Genomic DNA, 20378 nt, shown 5'->3' with positions numbered 1-20378 from the left:
CCCGGGACCGAAGGTGTGCGGACGCCGGCGTCGGGGGTTCGGCCGGGGAAGGTGAGGCGGCTGCGGGCGCCTCGTACGGCTGTGGCGGCGTTGGTGGCGACAGGGGTACTGGTGGTGGCGGGGGCGCTGCTGTACGACGTGGTCGCCGTGCGGTTGGGGCAGCCGGCGCGACAGTGGCGGGCGCAGATCGCGGACGAGCTGGCGACACGGCACCTCGACGACTTGGCGGTGCTGGTGGGGGCCGGAGTGGCGACCCTGCTCGGCGGGTGGCTGCTGTGGCTGGCCGTCGCGCCCGGGCTGCGGCGGTGGCTCGTGCTGCGGCCGTACGGCGGGACGACCGCGGCCATCGACCGGGCCGGGGTCGGGCACCTGCTGGCGGACCGGGCGGCGGGGTTGGACGGGATCGACCACCTGCGGATCCGGGTCGGGCGGCGGCGGGTCCGGGTCTCGCTGGTGGGGGTGGCGGATCCGGCGTTGGTGCAGCGGCAGTTGCGGGACGAGCTGGGACGGGTGGGATTGGGACGGCCGATGCGGCTGGACGTGCGGGCGGCGCGGGGGGCTGCGGGTGTGGTGGGGGAGGACTCGGGTGGGGGTGCCGGTACTGGGACGGGGGCCGGGGCGGCCGGCGGTGAGGGGGCGGCGGGGTGAGGAGAACGGTCGTCAACCGGGTGATGCTGGGGACGCTGGGGGCGGTCCTGCTGGTGGTCGGGGTGCTGGTGCTGGCAGGCGGGCTCGACCTGTACCGGCGGCTGGGCGTACATCCGCCGGAGTGGTGGCCGCTCACCTCGCCCGACCAGCCGGTGGTGAGCGCGAGTTCGCGGGTGCGGTGGGTGGCGGCGGCGTGGTGGTGGCCCACGGTGATCGGTGGGTTGACCGTGCTGGTCGCGGGGACGGCGTGGTGGCTGGTGGCGCAGCTGAGGCGCAGTGGGCTGTCGAGCATCGTGGTGCCGACACCGGGGGTGAGCGGGCTTCGACTGCGGGTCGGTGCGCAGGCGCTGGAGGAGGCGCTGGAGAACCGGACGGTGGTGCTGCCGGAGGTCGAGCGGGCCGGGGTGCGGCTGGTGCGGGCGCCGAGACATCCGCGGTTGCGCGGGGCGGTGCGGTTGCGGCCGGGCGGGGATCCGGCCGCGCTGGTGGAGCACTTCGAGGACGGGCCTCGTTCGGATGCGTGCGGGAGCCTGCGGCTGGCGGAGTTGCCGGCCGATCTGCGGATCCGCGTTCTGCAGGGCGCCCCCGCCGAGCCGCGGCACGGGCGGGGTCGGCGGGGGCGGAGGCGGAGGCAGCCGAGAGTGGAATAGTCGGGACCGATTGGTCAGGGCCGAGTAATCGAGAGTGGAGCGGAAGTAGGGGCAGGAGTCAAGAGGGGCGGGGCGGTGGTCAGAGGGTGCGGAGGGCGCCGCCGTCGACGGGGACCATGACGCCGGTCAGGTAGGAGGCGGCGGGGGAGAGCAGGAAGGCGGCGACCTTGCCGAACTCCTCGGGGGTGCCGTAGCGGCGGAGCGGGATGGTGGCGTTGGCCTGGGCACGGGCGGCGTCGGGGTCGGGGGCGAGGCCGTCGAGCTCGCGGACCCGGTCGGTGTCGATCCTTCCCGGGAGCAGGCCGAGCACGCGGATGCCCCGGGGCCCGAGTTCGTCGGCGAGGGCCTTGGCGGCCATGGCGAGACCCGGGCGCAGACCGTTGGAGATGCCCAGGCCGGGGATCGGCTGGCGGACCGAGCTGGAGAGCACGAAGCCGATCGCACCGCCGTCGGGGAGTGCGGCGGCAGTGGCGCGGGCGAGCCGGAGGGCACCGAGGAAGACGGACTCGAAGGCGCCGCGCCAGGCGTCCTCGGGGGTGGTCTCGACGGGGCCCGCCTGGGGGCCGCCGACGCTGATCAGGATGCCGTCGAGGCGGCCGAAGTGCTGTCGGGCCTCGGCGATGAGGCGCTCGGGGGTGTCGGGGGAGGCGTTGTCGGCGACGAGGCCCCGGGCGGTGCCGAAGGTCTCGAGTTCGGCGACGGCGGTGTCGACGGCTTGCCGGGTGCGGCCGCTGATGAGCACGCGGGCGCCGTCGGCGGCGAGTTCGCGGGCGCTGGCGAGGCCGAGGCCCCGGGTGGCGCCGGTGACGATGTAGGCCTTGTCTTTCAGTCCGAGATCCATGGGGACATAGTGCCCGGTGAGGGGTGGGCTGTGAGGGTCGGGGCTCCCGGGAGGGTGGGGGAACGGGTGGGTTTCTGCGCGGGCGCGCGGGCTTCGCCCTGCGCGCCCGCCGGGTGGGGCGGGTCGGGGCTGGCGTTGACGTCGGGGGGAAGGTTTACGGTCGTTGCCGGAAGCGTGGGAGGAGTGGTTCGGCGTGCGGATCGGGGAGTTGGCGGAGCGGGCAGGGACGACCACGCGGGCGTTGCGGTACTACGAGCAGTTGGGGCTGTTGCCGGCCCGGCGGGCGGGCAACGGGTACCGGGCGTACGACGAGGGGGATCTGCGGTTGCTGCGGGAGATCCGGATGTTGCAGGACTTCGGGTTCGGGCTGGAGGAGACCAGGCCGTTCGTGGAGTGCCTGCGGGCGGGGCACCCGGAGGGGGACTCGTGTCCGGCCTCTCTGGAGGTGTACCGCCGGAAGTTGGGGGAGCTGGACGAGTGCATCGCCCGGCTCCAGGACGTGCGGGCGCAGGTGGCGGGGCAGTTCGATCGGGCGGTGAGGGCCCGGGACGAGTTGGCCGCCGTTCAGGAACCGCCTCTTTGTGAACTGGTGAAGGAGTAGACGGTGGTGGAGATCACGGGTGTGCCGGCAGTGACGGACGAGACGTTCGCCGCGGAGGTGCTGGCGGCCGAAGGGCCGGTGCTGGTGGACTTCACGGCGGACTGGTGCCCGCCGTGCCGGATGATGGCGCCGGTGCTGGCGGACATCGCGCGGGAGGAGGCGCACCGGCTGCGGGTGGTGAGCGTGGACGTGGACCACAACCCGCGGACGCAGGCGGCGTACGGGGTGCTGTCGATGCCGACGCTGATGGTGTTCCGGGATGGGCAGCCGGTGCGGTCGGTGGTGGGGGCGCGGGCGAAGGCGCGGTTGCTGAGGGAACTGGACGACGTTCTCTAGGCCTGGACGACGTTCTCTAGGCCTGGACGACGTTCGCTAGGCGGGGACGGCGTTCGCTAGGCGGGGACGGCGTCGAGCGGGACCTCGGCTTCGGCGGCCTGCTTGGCGCGGTCCTTGGCCTCGCGCCGGGCGAGGACCCAGACACCGACCGGGATCATCGCGGTGAACAGCCACCACTGGATGGCGTAGGCCATGTGCGGGCCGATGTCGGAGTGGTTGGGCTCGGGGATCAGCTGGGGCTGGTCGGCCGGGGCCGGGGTGGTGCCGGTGAGTTCGAGGTAGCCGCCGAGGAGGGGGGCGCCGGTCTGCTTGGCCTGCTCGTCGGTGTTGATCAGGTTGAACTGGCGGTCGGGCAGGCCGGTGCGGTCCTTGATGCCGCTGGCGCCGTAGGTTTCCTCGGAGCGCAGGCGGCCGGCGAGGGAGACCTCGCCGGTGGGGGCGGCCGGGACGGGCGGGTACTCGGTGGCTCCGGTGCCGGAGGCGACCCAGCCGCGGTTGACCAGGACGGTGCCCTTGCCGTCGGCGAGCTGGAAGGGGGTCACGACGAAGTAGCCGATGGTCCCGTTGGAGTCGGTCCGCTTGCGGACCACGAATTCGTGTGCCGGGTCGTACTGTCCGGTGGCGGTCACCGCGCGCCAGGTGAGGTCCTCGGGGACCGCGAAGCCGGGGGTCGGCGACAGGGTGTCGAAGGGGACCGGCGCGGCCGTGAGGGCCTGGCCGATCAGCTCGTTCCGGGCCACCCGTGCCTCGTGGCGGTGCAGCTGCCAGAAGCCCAGCTTGATCGTCGCGGGGATCAGCAGCAGCGCGACCAGCATGGTGATCAGCCACTGTCGGGTCAGCAGAAAACGGTACACATGGGAACGGTACGCCGACCTCACAACCGGCTCACGCACCGGGGTGCGGGGCGACCTCGCGCAACAACTGGAGGAAAGCGTCCTCGCCGACCACCGGGGTGCCGACGTCGCGGGCCTTGCGGGCCTTGCCGCTCCAGCTGTCCGGTTCGTTGGTGACCAGCAGGCTGGTGAGGCGGCTCACCGAGGTGGCGATGTGCAGGCCGGCCTCGACCGCGCGGTCCTCCAGGACCTCGCGGTCGGTGGCGGTGTCGCCGGTGATGGCCACCCGCATGCCTTGGACCAGCGGCTTGCCGTCCTCCCAGCGCCCCGGGTTGGGGTACGGGCAGGGCGGGCGCTTCTTGGCCTGGCGGTACGTGGCGCCGGACCAGGTGCTGCGGCCGGGCGTGGCGGGCTCCTCCTCGCCGAGGTCGGTGACCGCGACGCAGTTCTGGAGCGGCAGCGGCACGCCGCCGTCGCGGGCGAGGTGCAGGCTCGGGCGGAAGGCCTCGGCGAGCACCCGGGCGTCGTCAAGGGCGTTGTGGGCGTGGCGTTGCTGCACGCCGAAGTGGGCGGCGAGCGAGGACAGCTTGCCGTTGGGCAGCGGCAGGCGCAGGTCGCGGGAGAGGACCATGGTGCACAGCCGCTGTTCGACCGGGGCGCGCAGGCCGGCCCGGGAGAACTCGCGGGAGATCATGTTCCAGTCGAAGAGCGCGTTGTGCGCGACCAGGACGCGGTTCTCCAGACGCGCGGCGAACTCGTCGGCGATCTGGGGGAAGGCCGGGGCGGTGGCGAGCAGTTCGGCGGTGAGGCCGTGGATCCAGACCGGGCCCGGATCCCGCTCCGGGTTGACCAGGGTGTACCAGTGGTCGACGACGTCGCCGTCCGCGTCCAGCTGGTAGACACCAGCCGAGATGACGCGGTCCGAGCGGCCGAGACCGGTCGTCTCGACGTCGACGACCGCGAAGCCCCCGGTGGGGGCGGCGGAGCGCTGCGCGGGGACCGGTGCGGTCCGCGGCGCTCCGTACGTCTCGGGCTGGATCGGTTGCATGGTCCAACAGGATAAGGGGCCGGGCGGGGGGCTCCGGCCGGAATGTTCCGACCGACCGGCCGGAATAGAGTGGTCGGCGGGGGTGTCGTACATCTGGTCGAGATCGTTCAGCTAAGGAACAGCGCATGCGTGCCACCGTGATTCACGGCCCCAACGACATCCGGATCGAAGAAGTACCGGACCCGGTGATCCAGCACCCGACAGACGTGGTGCTCCGCGTGGTGAACGCCTGCATCTGCGGCAGCGATCTGTGGGCCTACCGCGGGGTGGCGCAGCGGGTGGCCGGACAGCGGATCGGGCACGAGTTCCTGGGCGTGGTCGAGGAGGTCGGCGCCGAGGTGCGCGGCTTCGCCAAGGGCGACCTGGTGGTCGCGCCGTTCGTCTGGTCGGACGGGACGTGTGACTTCTGTCTCGGGGGCCTCCAGACCTCCTGCCCGCACGGAGGGTTCTGGGGGCAGGTCGGTTCGGACGGCGGCCAGGGCGAGGCGGTGCGGGTGCCGTTCGCGGACGGGACGCTGGTGAAGCTGCCGAAGGAGGCGGCGGGCGACGAGAAGCTGCTGCCCGGGCTGCTGGCGCTGTCCGACGTGATGTCGACCGGGCATCACGCGGCGGTCTCGGCGCGGGTGCGGCCCGGCGCGACGGTCGCGGTGGTCGGCGACGGCGCGGTGGGCCTGTGCGGCGTACTGGCGGCGCACCGGCTGGGCGCGGGCCGGATCATCGCACTGGGCCGGCACGAGGCCCGTACCCAGCTGGCCCGTCGCTTCGGTGCGACGGACGTGGTGGCGGAGCGCGGCGAGGCCGCGGTCGAGGCGGTGAAGGAGCTGACCGGCGGTCAGGGCGCACACGCGGTGCTGGAGGCGGTCGGCACCGAGGACTCGATGCGGACGGCCATCTCGATCGCCCGGGACGGTGGCGCGGTGGGCTACGTCGGGGTGCCGCACGGCGGCAGCGCGGGCGTCGACATCGGTCAGATGTTCGGCCGAAACGTTTCGTTGAACGGCGGCGTCGCCCCGGCCCGGGCGTACATCCCCGAACTGCTGCCGGACGTGCTCTCGGGCGCCATCGAGCCGGGTCTGGTCTTCGACCGCACCGTCGACCTGGACGGCGTTCCGGACGGCTACCGCGCGATGGACGACCGCTCCGCCCTGAAGGTGCGGATCGCGTTCTGAGGCGTCGGCCTCCTGGCACCGGCCCGTGCCGCCCCGAGTGGGGTGCGGCACGGGCCGGTGCCGTTCTCCCGGCAGGGGATCAGCGGGAGGCGGGGTCCGGAGCGATGACGGAAACCAGGTGGATGTTCTGGTACTTGTCGGCGTAGGCCAGGCCGCCGCCGAAGCGGTCGGCGCTCCACTTGTAGTCGAAGGCGTAGTCGGAGGGGAGGTGAGCCTTGAGGGACTTGGTCACCGGGACGCCCGTGTGGAAGTCGACCACGCTGCTCACGCCCTCGTCACCTGGGGTGTACACGAGGAAGCCCTTGCCCATGCCCTGGGCGCGCGCCGGAACCTCGATGGGCGAGCTCGCGCCGTCGGGGCGCAGCAACCCGGCCGATCCGGTGTCACCGTCGAACCAGCAGTTCCAGTAGAGCCATCCGCCGGCGGACTTCAGCTGGGTGATCTTGCAGTCCCTGCCGGTCTGCAGCGTCCGGGACTGCTGGGTGGCCAGGTCCAGGACGACGACCTCTCCGGTCTTCGCGCCGGGGGTGATGAGCCGTCCGTCGTCGATCGTGCCGATGTTGCCGGAAGCCGTCGCCACGGTCGCGCCCGGGGTGGAGCCGTCGAGGTCCACCACGGCCAGCGAGCTCTGCGGCCAGTACGACGTGTCCAGCAGGACGTACCGGCCGGACGCTCCGACGACCTCCGTGGGGCGGACGGCCTTGTCGAGGGCGATCTCCTGGTACTGGTCACCCCGGCGCACGGACAGGTTGTTGCCGTAGCCGCTGTTGAGGTGGACGACCCGGCCGTCGCCGGTCCCGGCCATGTCCGTGCAGATGGTGGGGCCGCCACCGCAGGAGAGGTGGGGGTTTTGGTATCCCTCCCGGCCCAGGGGCGTCCGGGCCGAGACGGCCGGAGTGTCGCCGAGCGTGCCCCGGCGGCCGTAGAAGCCCTCGCCGAGGTAGTTGCCGCCCTCGGCGCTGATCAGGGTGCCGGCGGACAGGTTGAGGCTGTCCACGTGGTAGGCGTCCGGGGCCACCCTGTACTTGGTCGCGACGGTGGTGGGCGCTGCGCCGCCCGTGGCCGTGACCTTGCGGACGGTCCAGTCGGCGGCGGTGTCGCCGCCCTCCACGATCGCGGCGCCGTCGGGGGCCTGGGCGATGGTCTCGGAGGCGTGGGACAGCAGCACGACGGGATCGCCGCCCCCGACCGGGGTGGCCACCAGCTCCCGCTGGACCGGGACGTCCGAGTCCTGCTGGTCGTAGCCGCTACGCCCGACGGTCAGCACCCAGTCGCCGGACAGGCCGATCGCGCGGGGCTGGGCGTAGTAGTCGACCGGGACGGTCCGGTCGGGCGCGTTCAGGTCGGCCCGGGACAGGACGTGGATCCTGCAGTCGCCGCCGAGCCAGGCGAGCTGCGCGGTGTCCACGGCCGTGAGCGGGTTGTCGCAGCCCCCGGTGTTCCGAGGGGAGGGGAGCAGGGGCGAGACGCGGACTGCCCCGGTGTGGGTGTCGGCCAGGGCGATCCGGTAGCCGTCGTTGAAGTACAGACCGAACGCCGCCTCGCGCGCGTCCCCGCCCAGCGGCGCGGTGGAGCCCGGGTGCAGGCCGGCGTCCGCCCAGCTGGTGACGGGCACGACGGTGGTGCCTCCGTTGCCGTCGGGCCGCAGGAAGTTCAGCGGCCCGGGGTACGTGGCGGATCCTTCGGTGAGCACGGCGTCACCGTAGACGCCCCGGATCCACGCGGTCTCCGGGCCGTTCACGGTGGCCGTCGCCCCGGTGGACATGTCCTGGAGCTTCCACGTCGTGCCGGCCCGGCGCGGATCCGCGTCGACGGTGAAGTCCGAACCCGCGCCGCGCAGACCGGGATCGGGCCGGGTCTCGTCGTAGTGGCCGACCACCGTGGTGGCTCCGGTGTCGTACGCGGTCCAGGCGAAGGCGTCGTCCTGGGTGGTGTGGAAGAACCCCGCGGCGCCGGCGGCGAGCAGCGTCTCGCTCCGGGGCTGGGGCAGCGGCTCGCCCGGGACCACGACCTCCGGCAGGGCGGTCGGGTCGGCGCCGGCCGGGGTGGCCGAGGCGCCGGGGAGCGGGCCGGCGAGGGCGAGCGCGGAGGCCAGGAACGGCAGCGCGAGGAGTCGGGTGGTGGCCGATCTGCGGGTCATGGCGTGCGGAATTCCCCCTGACATGGCGTGCCCATCTCATCGAACGCGTCCGAAAATTGACGAATGGCCAGAGTTGTGAAGAGGCCGCGTCGATAATGGGACTTTATGAAGATCAAGTGAGTGGCTGGAGGTTACCACCGCGCACCGGTGAAGCCGACGGGATTTGATCGAGGGTGGCCCGTTCGCTGAAATCGGCTGCTTTTCGGCCAATCGGATGGTGCGAAGGGGTGAACGGTCGACTGGTCGCGGTCAACCCCTTCCGGGGTGGGCAGGACGCTCCTAGCATTGCGCGGCACACACCAGACATGTGACGCCCCTCACGTTCGATCGTTCCCGCCCCCGTGTGACAAATACGCCGAAGGAGTGAGGAGACAGCGTGGATTCGCCGCCGCTCACCACCGCCGCCACGGAAGTCCGACTCATCGACGACAGCGAGGAGTTCCGTACCCTGCGGCGCTCGTTCCGCAGTTTCGCCTTCCCGGTCACCATCGGTTTCGTGCTCTGGTACCTGCTCTACGTCCTGCTCTCCTGTTATGCCCCGGGGCTGATGCGCACCAGGGTCCTCGGGCACGTCAACGTGGCCCTGGTGCTCGGGCTGCTGCAGTTCGCGACCACCTTCGCCATCGCCGCCTGGTACGCCCGCTACGCGGACCGGCGGATCGATCCGTCCGCCGCGGCGATCCGCGAGGCCCACGGCGCCGTCGTCCACGCACCCCGGGAGCCCGCCGAATGACCCCGCTCGCCAGCTCCGCCACCGAGCACCGCGGCCTGACCATGGCCCTGTTCGGCGTCTTCGTCCTGGCCACTCTCGGCATCACCGTGTGGGCCGGACGGCAGACCAGGAGCGCCTCCGACTTCTATGCCGGCGGCCGTGGCTTCACCGGGTTCCAGAACGGCCTGGCGATCTCCGGCGACTACATGTCCGCCGCCTCCTTCCTCGGCATCGCCGGGACCATCGCGCTCAGCGGCTACGACGGCTTCCTCTACTCGATCGGCTTCCTGGTCGCCTGGCTGGTCGCGCTGCTGCTGATCGCCGAACCACTGCGCAACTCCGGCCGGTTCACGATGGCGGACGTGCTCGCGTTCCGGATGCGCCAGCGCCCGGTGCGCACCGCGGCGGGCGTCTCCACCATCGTGGTGTCGATCTTCTACCTGCTCGCCCAGATGGTCGGCGCCGGCACCCTGGTGGCCCTGCTGCTGGGGGCCGAGGGGAACGCCGCCAAACGCTGGACCATCGTCGGGGTCGGCGCACTGATGATCATCTATGTGGTGATAGGAGGGATGAAGGGCACCACCTGGGTGCAGATCGTCAAGGCGGTGCTGCTGATCGCCGGCGCCGCGCTGATGACCGTCCTGGTGCTGGCCAAGTACCACTTCAACCCCTCCGAACTGCTCGGCGCGGCGGCGAGCGCGAGCGGCAAGGGCGAGGCCTTCCTCCAACCAGGACAGAAGTACGGCAGCAGCACCGCCAAGCTGGACTTCATCAGCCTGGGCATCGCGCTGGTGCTCGGCACCGCCGGCCTGCCGCACATCCTGGTCCGCTTCTACACCGTTCCCACCGCCAAGGCGGCCCGGAAGTCGGTGCTCTGGGCGATCGGCATCATCGGCGTCTTCTACCTGATGACCCTGGCGCTCGGCTTCGGCGCGGCCGCACTGGTCGGCTCCAAGGCGATCAAGGCGGCGAACGCGGCGGGCAACACCGCGGCCCCGCAGCTGGCCGAGGCGCTCGGCGGAGGCGTCGGGACCACCGGTGGCGCGATCCTGCTCGCGGTGATCTCGGCGGTCGCCTTCGCCACCATTCTGGCCGTGGTCGCCGGGCTCGCTCTCGCCTCCTCGGCCTCCTTCGCGCACGACCTCTACGCCAACGTGATCCGGCGCGGGAAGGCGAGCGAGAAGGAGGAGGTGCTGTCGGCGAAGTGGGCAGCGGTCGCGATCGGGGCGGTGGCGATCGTGCTCAGCCTCTTCGCGGACAAGCTCAACACCGCCGCCCTGGTCGCCCTGGCCTTCGCGGTCGCGGCCTCCGCCAACCTGCCCACCCTGCTCTACTCGCTGTTCTGGAAGCGCTTCACCACCGCCGGCGCGGTCAGTTCGGTCTACGCCGGCCTGATCACCTCGGTGGCGCTGGTGGTCTTCTCCCCGGTGGTCTCCGGTGCGAAGACCTCGCTCTTCCCGCACTCCGACTTCCACTGGTTCCCGCTGGAGAACCCCGGTCTGGTCTCCATCCCGGTCGGCTTCCTGGCCGGCTGGCTCGGCACGCTGCTGTCCAGGGAACGCGCCGACCCGGCGAAGTACGCTGAACTCGAGGTTCGCTCGCTGACCGGGCTGGGCGCCCATTGATCACCCCGCGATGACTATGCTGGCCCGGCCCGCCGTGACGGTGGCCGGGCCGGCCGCATCTCGGGGAAGGACGTACGTGCTGCTCGACACCTTCGGACGACAGGCCGTCGACCTGCGGGTCTCCCTCACGGACCGGTGCAACCTGCGCTGCACCTACTGCATGCCGGAGGAGGGCCTGCAGTGGCTGGCCAAGCCCGACCTGCTGACCGACGAGGAGATCGTCCGGCTGGTCACCATCGCCGTGCGCGACCTGGGCGTGCGCGAGGTCCGCTTCACGGGCGGCGAGCCGCTGCTGCGCCCCGGACTGGTCGCCGTCGTCGCCGCCTGTTCGGAGCTGGAGCCGCGCCCGGAGCTCTCGCTGACCACCAATGGCATCGGGCTGGCCCGCACCGCGACGGCACTGCGCGAGGCCGGTCTCGACCGGGTCAACGTCTCGCTGGACACTCTCGACCCCGAGGTGTTCCACACCCTCACCCGCCGCCACCGCCACCAGGACGTGCTGGACGGGCTGGCCGCCGCCGAGGCCGCCGGGCTGGCGCCGGTGAAGCTGAACGCGGTGCTGATGCGCGGGGTCAACGACCACGAGGCGGCCGACCTGCTGGCCTGGTGCCTGGAGAAGGGCTACGAGCTGCGCTTCATCGAGCAGATGCCGCTGGACGCCCAGCACGGCTGGGACCGCGCGTCGATGGTCACCGCGACGGAGATCCTGGACCTGCTCCAGGCCCGCTTCACGCTGACCCCCGAGCCGACCGCGCGTAGGGGCGCGGCACCCGCCGAGCGCTGGCTGGTGGACGGCGGCCCCGGTCGGGTGGGCGTGATCGCCTCGGTCACCCGCCCGTTCTGCCGGGCCTGCGACCGCACCCGGCTGACCGCCGACGGCCAGGTGCGCAACTGTCTGTTCGCGACCGGCGAGACCGACCTGCGCACCGCGCTGCGCTCGGGAGCGGACGACGCCGAACTGGCCGGGCTGTGGCGGGCGGCGATGTGGGGCAAGAAGGCCGGGGCCGGGATCGACAACCCGGAGTTCCTCCAGCCCGAGCGGCCGATGTCCGCGATCGGCGGCTAGGCCGGTTCCCTCCGAGGCCGATCGGGGCTAGGCCGGTTCGCCGGAGCCCTCGGCGGCCTCGGGGGTCCAGTCGGCGAAGGCGACGACCTCCTTGAGGAAGCCGCGAACCCCGAGGAACTGGGACAGGTGCTCGCGGTGCTCGTCACAGGCGAGCCAGGTCTTGCGGCGGTCCGGAGTGTGCAACTTGGGGTTGTTCCACACCAGCACCCAGCCGGCGTCCGCCCGGCAGCCCTTGGCGGAGCAGATCGGCGTCTGCGCGGTGTCCATCGGGCCGTCCTCAACGATTGGCGGGTACGTCTGCACCGCCAGTCTGTCACGCCCGCTCGGGCCGGCCGGATCCGGGCATGACGACGCCGGGCAGCCACGGGGGGAGCCGCCCGGCGTCGGTCCGTCGCTCCGACGGGGGATGCGGAGCGCGTACGCAGTATGTCACGCCGAGACCATCGGATGGGGAGGTCTTGCATGATTAATCTGAGCTTCTTTTGAGCTTTCGCTGAGCCGAACGAGGGCGAACCGGCGCCAAACGGACGGTCAGTCCACGTCCTGTGAAGGATCGGTGGGAACGGCCTTTGCCTCTCCTGTACCGGCTTTCGCACCCGCCCCACCCGTCCCACCGGGGCCGATCATCACCGGGGTGTCGAGCGGAATGTCGAAGGTGCTCGGCAGACCCGGGGCCCGCTCCCGGCCCGCGTTGGCGATCAGCACCGCGAAGTAGGGCAGCAGCACGGCGCCCGCCAGCGCGGCCAACGCCAGCACCCGCTGGACGTCCCACAGCACCACGGCGAGCAGCACACAGGCCGTGCGGACCAGCATCGAGATGACGTAGCGGCGCTGGCGCCCCCGGACGTCCTCGGTGAGGCTGCTGCGCGCTCCCGTGATCCGGAAGACCTGTCCGCCGCCGGCGCTCTTGCCCATGTGTCCTACCGCCCTCGTCACGCACCCGCGCGCCTGGCCGCGCGGCATCCTCACGGTACGCCCGGACGCGGGCGGCGACGAGACCGGGTGGGCCGGACCCACTCGGTCGGGTACGCGAAGGGCCTGTCCGGCGGAGCGGACAGGCCCTTCGGCGGCGGGCGCCGGCGCGGTGGTGCGTGCCGGCGGGCTACGAGCGCCGGGAGAGGTACTGCGGGGGAACGGCGTCGGTGAGCCAGACGCCGTTCTCGCTGAGCCGGAACTCGTGGCCGGCCGCCGTCATCGCCGCGGCGTTCACGGTCAGCACCACCGGACGGCCGTGCCGGGCACCGACCCTGGTCGCCGTCTCGGTGTCCGCCGAGAGGTGGACGTCCTGACGGGCCATCGGGCGCAGGCCCTCGCGGAAGATCGCCGCCAGGTGCCGGTCGGCGGTGCCGTGGTAGAGCACGGGCGGCGGCACGGCGGCGGCCAGACCGAGGTCGACCGCCACCGTGTGGCCCTGGTTGGCGCGGATCGAGAGACCGTCCGGTGAGTAGCCGAAGCGGCGCTTGTTGTTGGTCGCCACGACGTGGTCCAGCTCGGCCCGGGTGAGCGGCCGGCCCCGGGCGGCGAGCGCGGCGAGCAGCTCGTCGACCCGGACCCAGCCGGCCCCGTCCAGCGTGACTCCCACCAGCCCGGGTTCGTGCCGCAGGATGCGCGACAGCATCTTGCTCGACCTGACCAGGCGCTTCTCGTCCATCATGTCTCTCGTATCCCCCGTTGGTCAGTGGCTAAGAGGCCTGGCTGACCGAACTCATGTTGAAGTCCGTGACACGCACGGGTGGCATCGCGGTGCGGGTGACGTTGTCGCTCCACTCGCGGGGCAGGCAGCGTTCGGTGCGGCCCACCTCGGTGATCCGGTTCAGCAGGTCCACCGGGGACTCGTTGAACCGGAAGTTGTTGACCTCGCCGACGACCTCGCCGTTCTCCACCAGGTAGACGCCGTCCCGGGTGAGTCCGGTGAGCAGCAGCGTCGCCGGGTCGACCTCGCGGATGTACCAGAGGCAGGTGAGCAGCAGGCCGCGTTCGGTGCGGGCGATCATCTCGTCCAGGGTCGGCGCCGACTCCTGGTCCGCCGTCTCCAGCACGAGGTTGTCGATCGCCGGGCGCAGCGGCAGGCCGGTGAGGGCGGCCGAGTGACGGCTGGTGATCAGATCGTTCAGCACGCCCTCGCGGATCCACTCGGTGGCGGCGATCGGCTGGCCGTTGTCGAAGACCGAGTAGTCCCCGCCGGTGGAGTGGGTGAGCACGAACGGCACGGCCTCCAGGCCGGGCTCGTGCGGGTCGGAGCGCAGCGTCAGCGGCAGGCCGCTGAGCTTGTCGCCGAGCCGGGTGCCTCCGCCGGGCTTGGAGAAGACCGTCCGGCCCTCCTGGGCGTCCCGGCCGCCGGAGGACCAGTTGAGGACGGTCAGTAGGTCGGCGACGGCCGAGGGCGGCAGCAGCGCCTCGTACCGTCCGGCCGGCAGGTCCACCTTGCGGGCGCCCCAGCCGAGCCGCCTGGTCAGCTCGGTGTGCAGGGCGGCGACGTCGATGTCGGCGAAGTCCCGGGTGGCGGCGCCCACCCAGGCCGAGCCGGACAGGTCGGCGGTCTTGGCGTTGATCTCGACCATGCCGGTGGGCTGGTCGTGGCGCAGCCGCAGGCCGGTGGAGCTGCCCAGGTAGCTGGAGGTCATCTCGTGCCGGGCGAAGCCGTAGAGCAGTTCGCCCTGGGCGGCGGCGCGGGCGAAGGCCTCGCCGAGGGCCGGGCCGAAGGCGTCGAACACCTCGATGGAGGTCACCGCGGGCGGCTCGGTGAAGTCCGGCGAGGAGGGCTGGCCGGCGATCAACGGCTGGGCGTCCTCGGCCGGTCCGGCCGCGCGGGCGGCCTCCTCGGCGGCCCGCACCAGGTCCTCCACCTCCTCCGCGGTGACGGCTTCGCGGGAGACCACGCCGGAGGCGGTGCCCTCGGCGCCGGCCACGGTGGCGATCACGGTGAGGCGGCGGCCGCGGGTGACGCCGTTGGTGGTCAGCGCGTTGCCGGCCCAGCGCAGGTTGGCGGTGGACTCCTCGTCGGCGATCACCACACAGCCGTCGGCGCGGGAGAGGCCGAGCGCCAGCTCGACGAGTTCGTGGGGCTGCTTCGCGGTCATCAGTGACCCGCCTCCTGCTGGGTGTTGAGCACGTTGACGTTGCGGAACAGCGCCGACGGGCAGCCGTGGCTGACCGCCGCGATCTGACCGGGCTGCGCCTTGCCGCAGTTGAAGGCGCCGCCGAGGCGGTAGGTCTGCGGGCCGCCGACCGCCGCCATCGAGCCCCAGAAGTCGGTGGTGGTGGCCTGGTAGGCGAAGTCCTTGACCTGGCCGGCGAGTTCGCCGTCCTTGATGGCGTAGGCGCGTTGCCCCGTGAACTGGAAGTTGTACCTCTGCATGTCGATCGACCAGGAGCGGTCGCCGACGATGTAGAGGCCGTTCTCGACCTGGGCGAACAGGCCCTCGGTGTCCGGGCCGTCGGCGGCCGGCTGCAGCGAGACGTTGGCCATCCGCTGCACCGGGACGTGCGCGGGGGAGTCGGCGAAGGCGCAGCCGTTGGAGCGCTCGAAACCCTTCAACTCGGCCATGCTGCGGTCGAGCTGGTAGCCGACCAGGATGCCGTCCTTGACCAGGTCCCAGGACTGGGTGGCCACGCCCTCGTCGTCGTAGCCGATGGTGGACAGGCCGTGCTCGGCGGTGCGGTCGCCGGTGACGTGCATCAGCTCGGAGCCGTACTTGAGCGAGCCGAGCTGGTCGAAGGTGGCGAAGGAGGTGCCGGCGTAGGCGGCCTCGTAGCCGAGCGCGCGGTCCAGCTCGGTGGCGTGGCCGATCGACTCGTGGATGGTAAGCCAGAGGTTGGTCGGGTCGATGACCAGGTCGTAGCGGCCCGCCTCGACGCTCGGGGCCTTCATCTTCTCGGCCAGCAGGACGGGCAGCTCGGCGAGTTCGGCGTCCCAGTCCCAGCCGGTGCCGGTGAGGTACTCGTAGCCGCGGCCGACCGGCGGGGCCAGGGTCTGCATCGAGTCGAAGGCGCCCGTGCGCTCGTCGACCGAGGTGGCCTCCAGGTCGGAGTACACCCGGATCCGCTGCTGGGTGGTCACCGTGCCGGCGGTGTCCGCGTAGAACTTGTTCTCCTGGACGGTCCGCAGGGCCGCCTGGACGTGGGAGACGCCCTCGGCGGCCAGCAGCCGGGAGCTGCGCTCGGCGAGCAGCGCGGTCTTCTCGGCGTCCGGCACCTCGAAGGGGTTGACCTCGTACGCGGAGACCCAGGTGACGTCCCGGTACACCGGTTCGTCGGCCAGCTCGACCCGCTGGGTGGAGCCGGCCGCCCGGCTGATCCCGCCGGAGAGCCGGGCCACCGCGACGGCCTGCTCGGCGACCCGGGCCGCCGCGTCGGGGGTGAGGTCGACACCGGCGGCGAAGCCCCAGGCACCGTCCAGCAGCACCCGGACGGCGAAACCGAGCTGCACGCTGTCGGAGGTGCCGGCCGGACGCGCGTCGCGAAGCCGCCAGGAGGCGCTGCGGATCCGCTCCAGGCGGAAGTCGGCATGGCTCGCGCCCAGCTTGCGGGCCCGGGTGAGCGCGGCGTCGGCGAGGGGGCGCAGCGGCAGGGCGAGGAACAGCGGGTCGACGGCGCGCCCGTGCGGGGCGCCGGAGCGATCGGCCGGAGGGATCGGAGGCAATCGGGCTCCCAGGTCGCGGAGGGTGGCGGTGCGGCGCCACAGGGGCGCCCACACCGCATCATTTCCCGTCCACCGGGTTTCCGGCCAGCGCATTTCGACCGGTGCGCTGCGGTTTCGGCCAGTACGGTTCGGGCGCTGTTTCCCGTTGCCGATTCCGCTTCCCGCTTCCCGCTTCCCGGTTCCCGTTTCCCGGGCGTGCCGGTACGGGCCGTCAGCCGACGGTCTCCCACCAGCCGTCCAGCTCCGGCGGGTTGTCGACGTCGACCCGCTCGCCGGGGCGCGGGACGGCCAGCGGGACGGCCTGCCCCTTGGCCGCCTTCACCAGCCGCTCGATCGGTTCGGCCCACGGGTGCAGGCCCAGGTTGAAGGTGCACCAGTGGACGGGCACCAGCAGGCCGGCGGTCAGGTCCTTGTGCGCGAGGACGGCGTCTTCGGGGGTCATGTGGATGTCCGCCCAGGCCGCGTCGTAGGCGCCGATCTGGACCAGAGCGGCGTCGAACGGGCCGTGCTGCTCGCCGATCCGGGCGTAGCCCTCGAAGTAGCCGGAGTCGCCGGTGTAGAAGACCTTGCGGCTCGGGCCGGCGATCACCCAGGAACCCCACAGCGTGGTGTTGCGGGTCAGCCCACGGCCGGAGAAGTGGTGCGCCGCGGTGAGGGTGAGCACCAGGTCACCCAGGGTGCAGGTCTCGTCCCAGTCCAGCTCGATGATCCGGTGCTCGGGGACGCCCCAGCGGCGCAGATGGGCGCCGATGCCGAGCGGCACTGCGAAGGGCGCGGACTGGCTGCGCACCAGACGCTTGACCGTCACCATGTCCAGGTGGTCGTAGTGGTCGTGCGAGATCAGCACCGCGTCGACCTGCGGCAGCTCCTCCAGCCCGACCGGCACCGGGTGCAACCGCTTGGGGCCGACGTGCGCGGCGGGGGAGCAGCGGTCGCTCCAGACCGGGTCGAGCAGCACCCGGAAGCCCTCGATCTCCACCAGCGCGGAGGCGTGGCCGTACCAGGTGACCTTCACGCCCTCGGCGGCCGGTCCGGACGGGGTCTCGGGGCGGACGGTCGGCACCGGGCGGGCGGGGACGCGGCCGGCCCGTTCGAACAGCATCCGGCGGGCGGTGGCGCCGTCGAAACCGGGGGCGCCGGCGGTGCGGGCGAGCGCGGAGGGCGCGTTGTGGAAGACGCCGTCGCGGTACTGCGGGGAGTTGCGTACCCGCTCCTCGCGCTCGCCGTCCGGCCGTCGCCCGAACGCCGCAGGCAGGTCGCGCAGCGACCAGGCGGCCGTGCCCAGGCCGGCCGCCAGCGCGGTGAGGGCCAGCAGTCGTCCGCCTCGGTGGGTGCTCCCGGGCCGTGCCTTGGTCATCCGCTCTGCCTTCGTCGCTCGCCGGGATGGTCGGGAATCGGTACGGCAGGTCCCGGGCCGGCCCGCACCACGGGGGCAACGGGTGTGCCCGCCCGTGTTGTTCCCGTACAGTCGCCCCGATCCGGGCAACGCCCGGGCCTGGGCGATGTCCGCCGCCGGGACGGAACGGGCGGGTACGGATTGTCGGATTGCGACAGATCCGCCGGGGAGGCGCTGTGGGAGCCCGATGCGCCGCCGCCGCCGACCGCCCGATAGCGTCACACTGCGTACGCATTCCGACGTATGCGCTCACACACGGAGAGAGGTGGATCGTTGAGCCGCTCGGTTCTCGTCACCGGAGGAAACCGGGGCATCGGCCTCGCGATCGCCCAGGCCTTCGCCGAAGCGGGCGACAAGGTGGCCATCACCAGCCGCTCGGGCGAGGTGCCGGAGGCGCTGGCCAAGTACGACGTCCTTGCGGTCCGCTGCGACATCACGGACTCCGTACAGGTCGACGCCGCCTTCACCGAGATCGAGCAGAAGCACGGCGCGGTCGAGGTTCTGGTCGCCAACGCGGGCATCACCAACGACACCCTGCTGCTGCGCATGTCCGAGGAGGACTTCACCTCCGTCGTGGACACCAACCTGACCGGCACCTTCCGGGTGGTCAAGCGCGCCTCCAAGCTGATGATGCGTGCCAAGAAGGGCCGCGTCGTGCTGATCTCGTCCGTGGTGGGCCTGTCCGGCTCCCCGGGCCAGGCCAACTACGCCGCCTCCAAGGCCGGCCTGGTCGGCTTCGCCCGGTCGCTGGCGCGCGAGCTCGGCCCGCGCAACATCACCGTCAACGTGGTCGCCCCCGGCTTCGTCGACACCGACATGACCGCCGTGCTCAGTGACGAGCGCCGCGCGGAGATCGTCGCGGGCGTGCCGCTGGGCCGCTACGCGGCGCCCGCCGAGGTCGCCTCCACCGTGCGGTTCCTCGCTTCCGACGAGGCCGCGTACATCACTGGAGCCGTCATTCCCGTCGACGGCGGATTGGGCATGGGTCACTGATCATGAGCGGAATCCTCGAAGGCAAGCGGATCCTGATCACCGGTGTGCTGATGGAGTCCTCCATCGCCTTCCACACCGCCAAGCTCGCGCAGGAGCAGGGTGCGGAGATCATCCTCACCGCCTTCCCGCGTCCGAGCCTGACCGAGCGGATCGCCAAGAAACTGCCGCACCCGGTCAAGGTGCTGGAGCTGGACGTCTCCGACGCGGAGCAGCTGGCCGGCATCGCCGACCAGGTCCGCGAGCACCTGCCGACCCTGGACGGCATCGTCCACTCGATCGGCTTCGCTCCGCAGGACGCTCTGGGCGGCAGCTTCCTGGACACCCCGTGGGAGTCCGTGGCCACCGCGATGCACGTCTCGGCGTACTCGCTGAAGTCGCTGACCACGGCGCTGCTGCCGCTGATGCAGGACGGCGGTTCGGTGGTCGGTCTGACCTTCGACGCCCAGTTCGCCTGGCCGCAGTACGACTGGATGGGCCCGGCCAAGGCTGCCCTGGAGTCGACCAACCGCTACCTGGCGCGCTACCTGGGCGAGCGGGACATCCGCTGCAACCTGATCTCGGCCGGTCCGATCGGCTCGATGGCCGCCAAGTCCATCCCGGGCTTCGGCGAGCTGGCCGACACCTGGAACCACCGCTCCCCGCTGAAGTGGGACCTGAGCGACCCGGAGCCGGCCGGCCGCGGCATCGTCGCGCTGCTGTCGGACTGGTTCCCGAAGACCACCGGCGAGATCATCCACGTCGACGGCGGTCTGCACGCCATCGGCGCCTGACGCTCCGCCCGTACGCCGCTGCCCGGCCCTCCCTCGTGGGGGTGCCGGGCAGCGGCGTTTCGTTCTCGTTTCGGCCGGGGTCCAGGGCGGGCCTGGGCTCCTGGTCGGGATTCCTGGTCGGTAGTCCTGGCCGGGGCCGGGGCCGGGGTCGGCGCCGGGCACGTCGGGCTTGAGGGCGGGTCTGGTGCCGGCGCGAGGGCGGTCAGGCCTCCGCGGTGGCGCAGGCGCCGATGGCGCGGCCCGCCTCGACCGAGGCGCGCTGGGCGTCACCGGCCCGGATGGCCTCCAGGATGCCGTGGTGGCCGATGTAGCGCTCGGCGATCAGCTCGGGGCCGACGTCGTGCCGCAGGTGCTCACGGGTGACCTCGCCGAGGTCGGCGTAGACGGCGAGCAGGACGTCGTTGTGGGCGGCTGCCACCACGGCCTGGTGGAAGGCGGCGTCGGCCTGGATGAAGTCCTCGGCCTCGCCGGAGTGCCAGGCGGCCTCCCGGCGGGCCAGTGCGCCGTCCAGCAGCTCCAGGTCGCGGGCGGTCCGGCGGTGGGCGGCGAGGCCCGCTGCCGAGGTCTCCAGCGCCGCCCGCAGCTCGGCGATCTGGGCCTGTTCGGCGTCGGCGAAGCGGCGGTGCATGACTCCGGCCAGCTCGCTGGTGGCCAGCACGTACGTGCCGGAGCCCTGTCTGATGTCGAGCAGCCCGTTGTGGGCGAGGGCGCGGACGGCCTCGCGGACGGTGTTGCGAGCGACGCCGAGCTGTTCGACCAGGGCGGCCTCGGTGGGGATGCGCGAGCCGACCGGCCACTCCCCGGAAGTGATCTGGGCACGCAGCTGTGCGATCACCTGGTCGGACAGCGGGGTGCGCCTCGGCGAGGACAGCGCCACGGGGGACTCCTTGCGACTACGGCTCGGGTGG

Annotated in this window: 21 protein-coding genes; 10 read left to right on the top strand and 11 right to left on the bottom strand. The window is 72.2% G+C overall.

Translation table 11 applies throughout. From position 1 onward, the window contains the following. Positions 1 to 93 precede the first annotated feature (93 nt). Positions 94 to 648 carry a DUF6286 domain-containing protein gene (locus AB0O11_RS31225; RefSeq protein ID WP_363393700.1) on the top strand — a complete coding sequence of 185 codons (555 nt, stop codon included), beginning with the start codon at positions 94 to 96 and terminating at the stop codon, positions 646 to 648. Further along, positions 645 to 1298: an alkaline shock response membrane anchor protein AmaP gene (locus AB0O11_RS31220; RefSeq protein ID WP_363393698.1), complete on the top strand. Its 654-nt coding sequence runs from the start codon at positions 645 to 647 to the stop codon at positions 1296 to 1298. Before AB0O11_RS31225 ends, AB0O11_RS31220 begins: the two co-directional genes overlap by 4 nt. Before the next feature lie 79 nt (positions 1299 to 1377). Here AB0O11_RS31220 and AB0O11_RS31215 read toward each other — a convergent pair whose 3' ends face one another. Further along, positions 1378 to 2139 carry an SDR family oxidoreductase gene (locus tag AB0O11_RS31215; RefSeq protein WP_363393696.1) on the bottom strand — a complete coding sequence of 254 codons (762 nt, stop codon included), beginning with the start codon at positions 2137 to 2139 and terminating at the stop codon, positions 1378 to 1380. A gap of 193 nt (positions 2140 to 2332) precedes the next feature. Here AB0O11_RS31215 and AB0O11_RS31210 point away from each other — a divergent pair, with 193 nt between their 5' ends. Both AB0O11_RS31210 and trxA read left to right on the top strand, forming a co-directional pair. Next, positions 2333 to 2740: a MerR family transcriptional regulator gene (locus tag AB0O11_RS31210; RefSeq protein ID WP_363393765.1), complete on the top strand. Its 408-nt coding sequence runs from the start codon at positions 2333 to 2335 to the stop codon at positions 2738 to 2740. A 3-nt stretch (positions 2741 to 2743) separates the two neighbouring features. After that, positions 2744 to 3076 carry a thioredoxin gene (gene trxA / locus AB0O11_RS31205; RefSeq protein ID WP_363393694.1) on the top strand — a complete coding sequence of 111 codons (333 nt, stop codon included), beginning with the start codon at positions 2744 to 2746 and terminating at the stop codon, positions 3074 to 3076. Between the two features lie 56 nt (positions 3077 to 3132). Here trxA and AB0O11_RS31200 read toward each other — a convergent pair whose 3' ends face one another. Continuing rightward, entirely contained in the window at positions 3133 to 3930 is a 798-nt protein-coding gene (locus AB0O11_RS31200; RefSeq protein WP_363393692.1) for an SURF1 family protein, read from the bottom strand. 31 nt (positions 3931 to 3961) lie between these two features. Beyond that, positions 3962 to 4957: a DEDDh family exonuclease gene (locus AB0O11_RS31195; RefSeq protein ID WP_363393690.1), complete on the bottom strand. Its 996-nt coding sequence runs from the start codon at positions 4955 to 4957 to the stop codon at positions 3962 to 3964. A gap of 125 nt (positions 4958 to 5082) precedes the next feature. Between AB0O11_RS31195 and AB0O11_RS31190 the strand changes: the two genes are divergently transcribed. Beyond that, complete coding sequence (locus AB0O11_RS31190) at positions 5083 to 6126, top strand: zinc-dependent alcohol dehydrogenase family protein (protein ID WP_363393688.1); 1044 nt, start codon at positions 5083 to 5085, stop codon at positions 6124 to 6126. Positions 6127 to 6205: 79 nt separating this feature from the next. On the opposite strand, the gene AB0O11_RS31185 is transcribed toward AB0O11_RS31190, so the two are convergent. After that, a complete protein-coding gene (locus AB0O11_RS31185) occupies positions 6206 to 8266 on the bottom strand; it encodes a hypothetical protein (RefSeq protein ID WP_363393686.1) in 2061 nt (686 codons plus the stop codon). Between the two features lie 376 nt (positions 8267 to 8642). Between AB0O11_RS31185 and AB0O11_RS31180 the strand changes: the two genes are divergently transcribed. The 3 genes from AB0O11_RS31180 (at position 8643) to moaA (ending at position 11669) form a co-directional block, all read left to right on the top strand. Next, positions 8643 to 8999 (top strand): DUF485 domain-containing protein, encoded by a 357-nt coding sequence (locus AB0O11_RS31180; RefSeq protein ID WP_363393684.1) that lies wholly within the window; start codon positions 8643 to 8645, stop codon positions 8997 to 8999. Continuing rightward, complete coding sequence (locus AB0O11_RS31175) at positions 8996 to 10603, top strand: cation acetate symporter (protein ID WP_363393682.1); 1608 nt, start codon at positions 8996 to 8998, stop codon at positions 10601 to 10603. Before AB0O11_RS31180 ends, AB0O11_RS31175 begins: the two co-directional genes overlap by 4 nt. A 76-nt stretch (positions 10604 to 10679) precedes the next feature. Then, on the top strand, positions 10680 to 11669 hold the full coding sequence (gene moaA / locus AB0O11_RS31170) for a GTP 3',8-cyclase MoaA (protein ID WP_363393763.1): 990 nt from the start codon (positions 10680 to 10682) through the stop codon (positions 11667 to 11669). A 27-nt stretch (positions 11670 to 11696) separates the two neighbouring features. Here the strand turns inward: moaA and AB0O11_RS31165 are convergent, their stop codons facing one another. The 6 genes from AB0O11_RS31165 to AB0O11_RS31140 all read right to left on the bottom strand — a co-directional run bounded on the left by AB0O11_RS31165 (position 11697) and on the right by AB0O11_RS31140 (position 17668). Continuing rightward, positions 11697 to 11936, bottom strand: a complete 240-nt coding sequence (locus AB0O11_RS31165) for a hypothetical protein (protein WP_363393680.1) — start codon at positions 11934 to 11936, stop codon at positions 11697 to 11699. Between the two features lie 264 nt (positions 11937 to 12200). Continuing rightward, positions 12201 to 12584 (bottom strand): DUF3099 domain-containing protein, encoded by a 384-nt coding sequence (locus AB0O11_RS31160; protein ID WP_363393678.1) that lies wholly within the window; start codon positions 12582 to 12584, stop codon positions 12201 to 12203. A gap of 187 nt (positions 12585 to 12771) precedes the next feature. Continuing rightward, positions 12772 to 13320: an RNA 2'-phosphotransferase gene (locus AB0O11_RS31155; RefSeq protein WP_363393761.1), complete on the bottom strand. Its 549-nt coding sequence runs from the start codon at positions 13318 to 13320 to the stop codon at positions 12772 to 12774. Between the two features lie 31 nt (positions 13321 to 13351). Beyond that, positions 13352 to 14749, bottom strand: a complete 1398-nt coding sequence (locus AB0O11_RS31150) for a metallopeptidase TldD-related protein (protein WP_363393676.1) — start codon at positions 14747 to 14749, stop codon at positions 13352 to 13354. Next, on the bottom strand, positions 14749 to 16311 hold the full coding sequence (locus AB0O11_RS31145; protein ID WP_363393674.1) for a TldD/PmbA family protein: 1563 nt from the start codon (positions 16309 to 16311) through the stop codon (positions 14749 to 14751). The genes AB0O11_RS31150 and AB0O11_RS31145 overlap by 1 nt, the downstream gene beginning before the upstream one ends. A 211-nt stretch (positions 16312 to 16522) precedes the next feature. Continuing rightward, positions 16523 to 17668 (bottom strand): MBL fold metallo-hydrolase, encoded by a 1146-nt coding sequence (locus tag AB0O11_RS31140; RefSeq protein ID WP_363393673.1) that lies wholly within the window; start codon positions 17666 to 17668, stop codon positions 16523 to 16525. 312 nt (positions 17669 to 17980) lie between these two features. Here AB0O11_RS31140 and fabG point away from each other — a divergent pair, with 312 nt between their 5' ends. After that, entirely contained in the window at positions 17981 to 18700 is a 720-nt protein-coding gene (fabG, locus tag AB0O11_RS31135) for a 3-oxoacyl-[acyl-carrier-protein] reductase (protein ID WP_363393671.1), read from the top strand. A gap of 2 nt (positions 18701 to 18702) precedes the next feature. Beyond that, a complete protein-coding gene (fabI, locus tag AB0O11_RS31130; RefSeq protein ID WP_363393669.1) occupies positions 18703 to 19470 on the top strand; it encodes an enoyl-ACP reductase FabI in 768 nt (255 codons plus the stop codon). 202 nt (positions 19471 to 19672) lie between these two features. Here the strand turns inward: fabI and AB0O11_RS31125 are convergent, their stop codons facing one another. Next, complete coding sequence (locus AB0O11_RS31125; protein ID WP_363393667.1) at positions 19673 to 20347, bottom strand: FadR/GntR family transcriptional regulator; 675 nt, start codon at positions 20345 to 20347, stop codon at positions 19673 to 19675. Between the last annotated feature and the right edge of the window lie 31 nt (positions 20348 to 20378).

Origin of the sequence: Kitasatospora sp. NPDC093102 (genome assembly GCF_040683915.1) — a bacterium.
Lineage (GTDB): Bacteria > Actinomycetota > Actinomycetes > Streptomycetales > Streptomycetaceae > Kitasatospora.
Note: the sequence above shows the minus strand (reverse complement) of the source record. Positions and strands in the feature narration are given on the sequence as shown.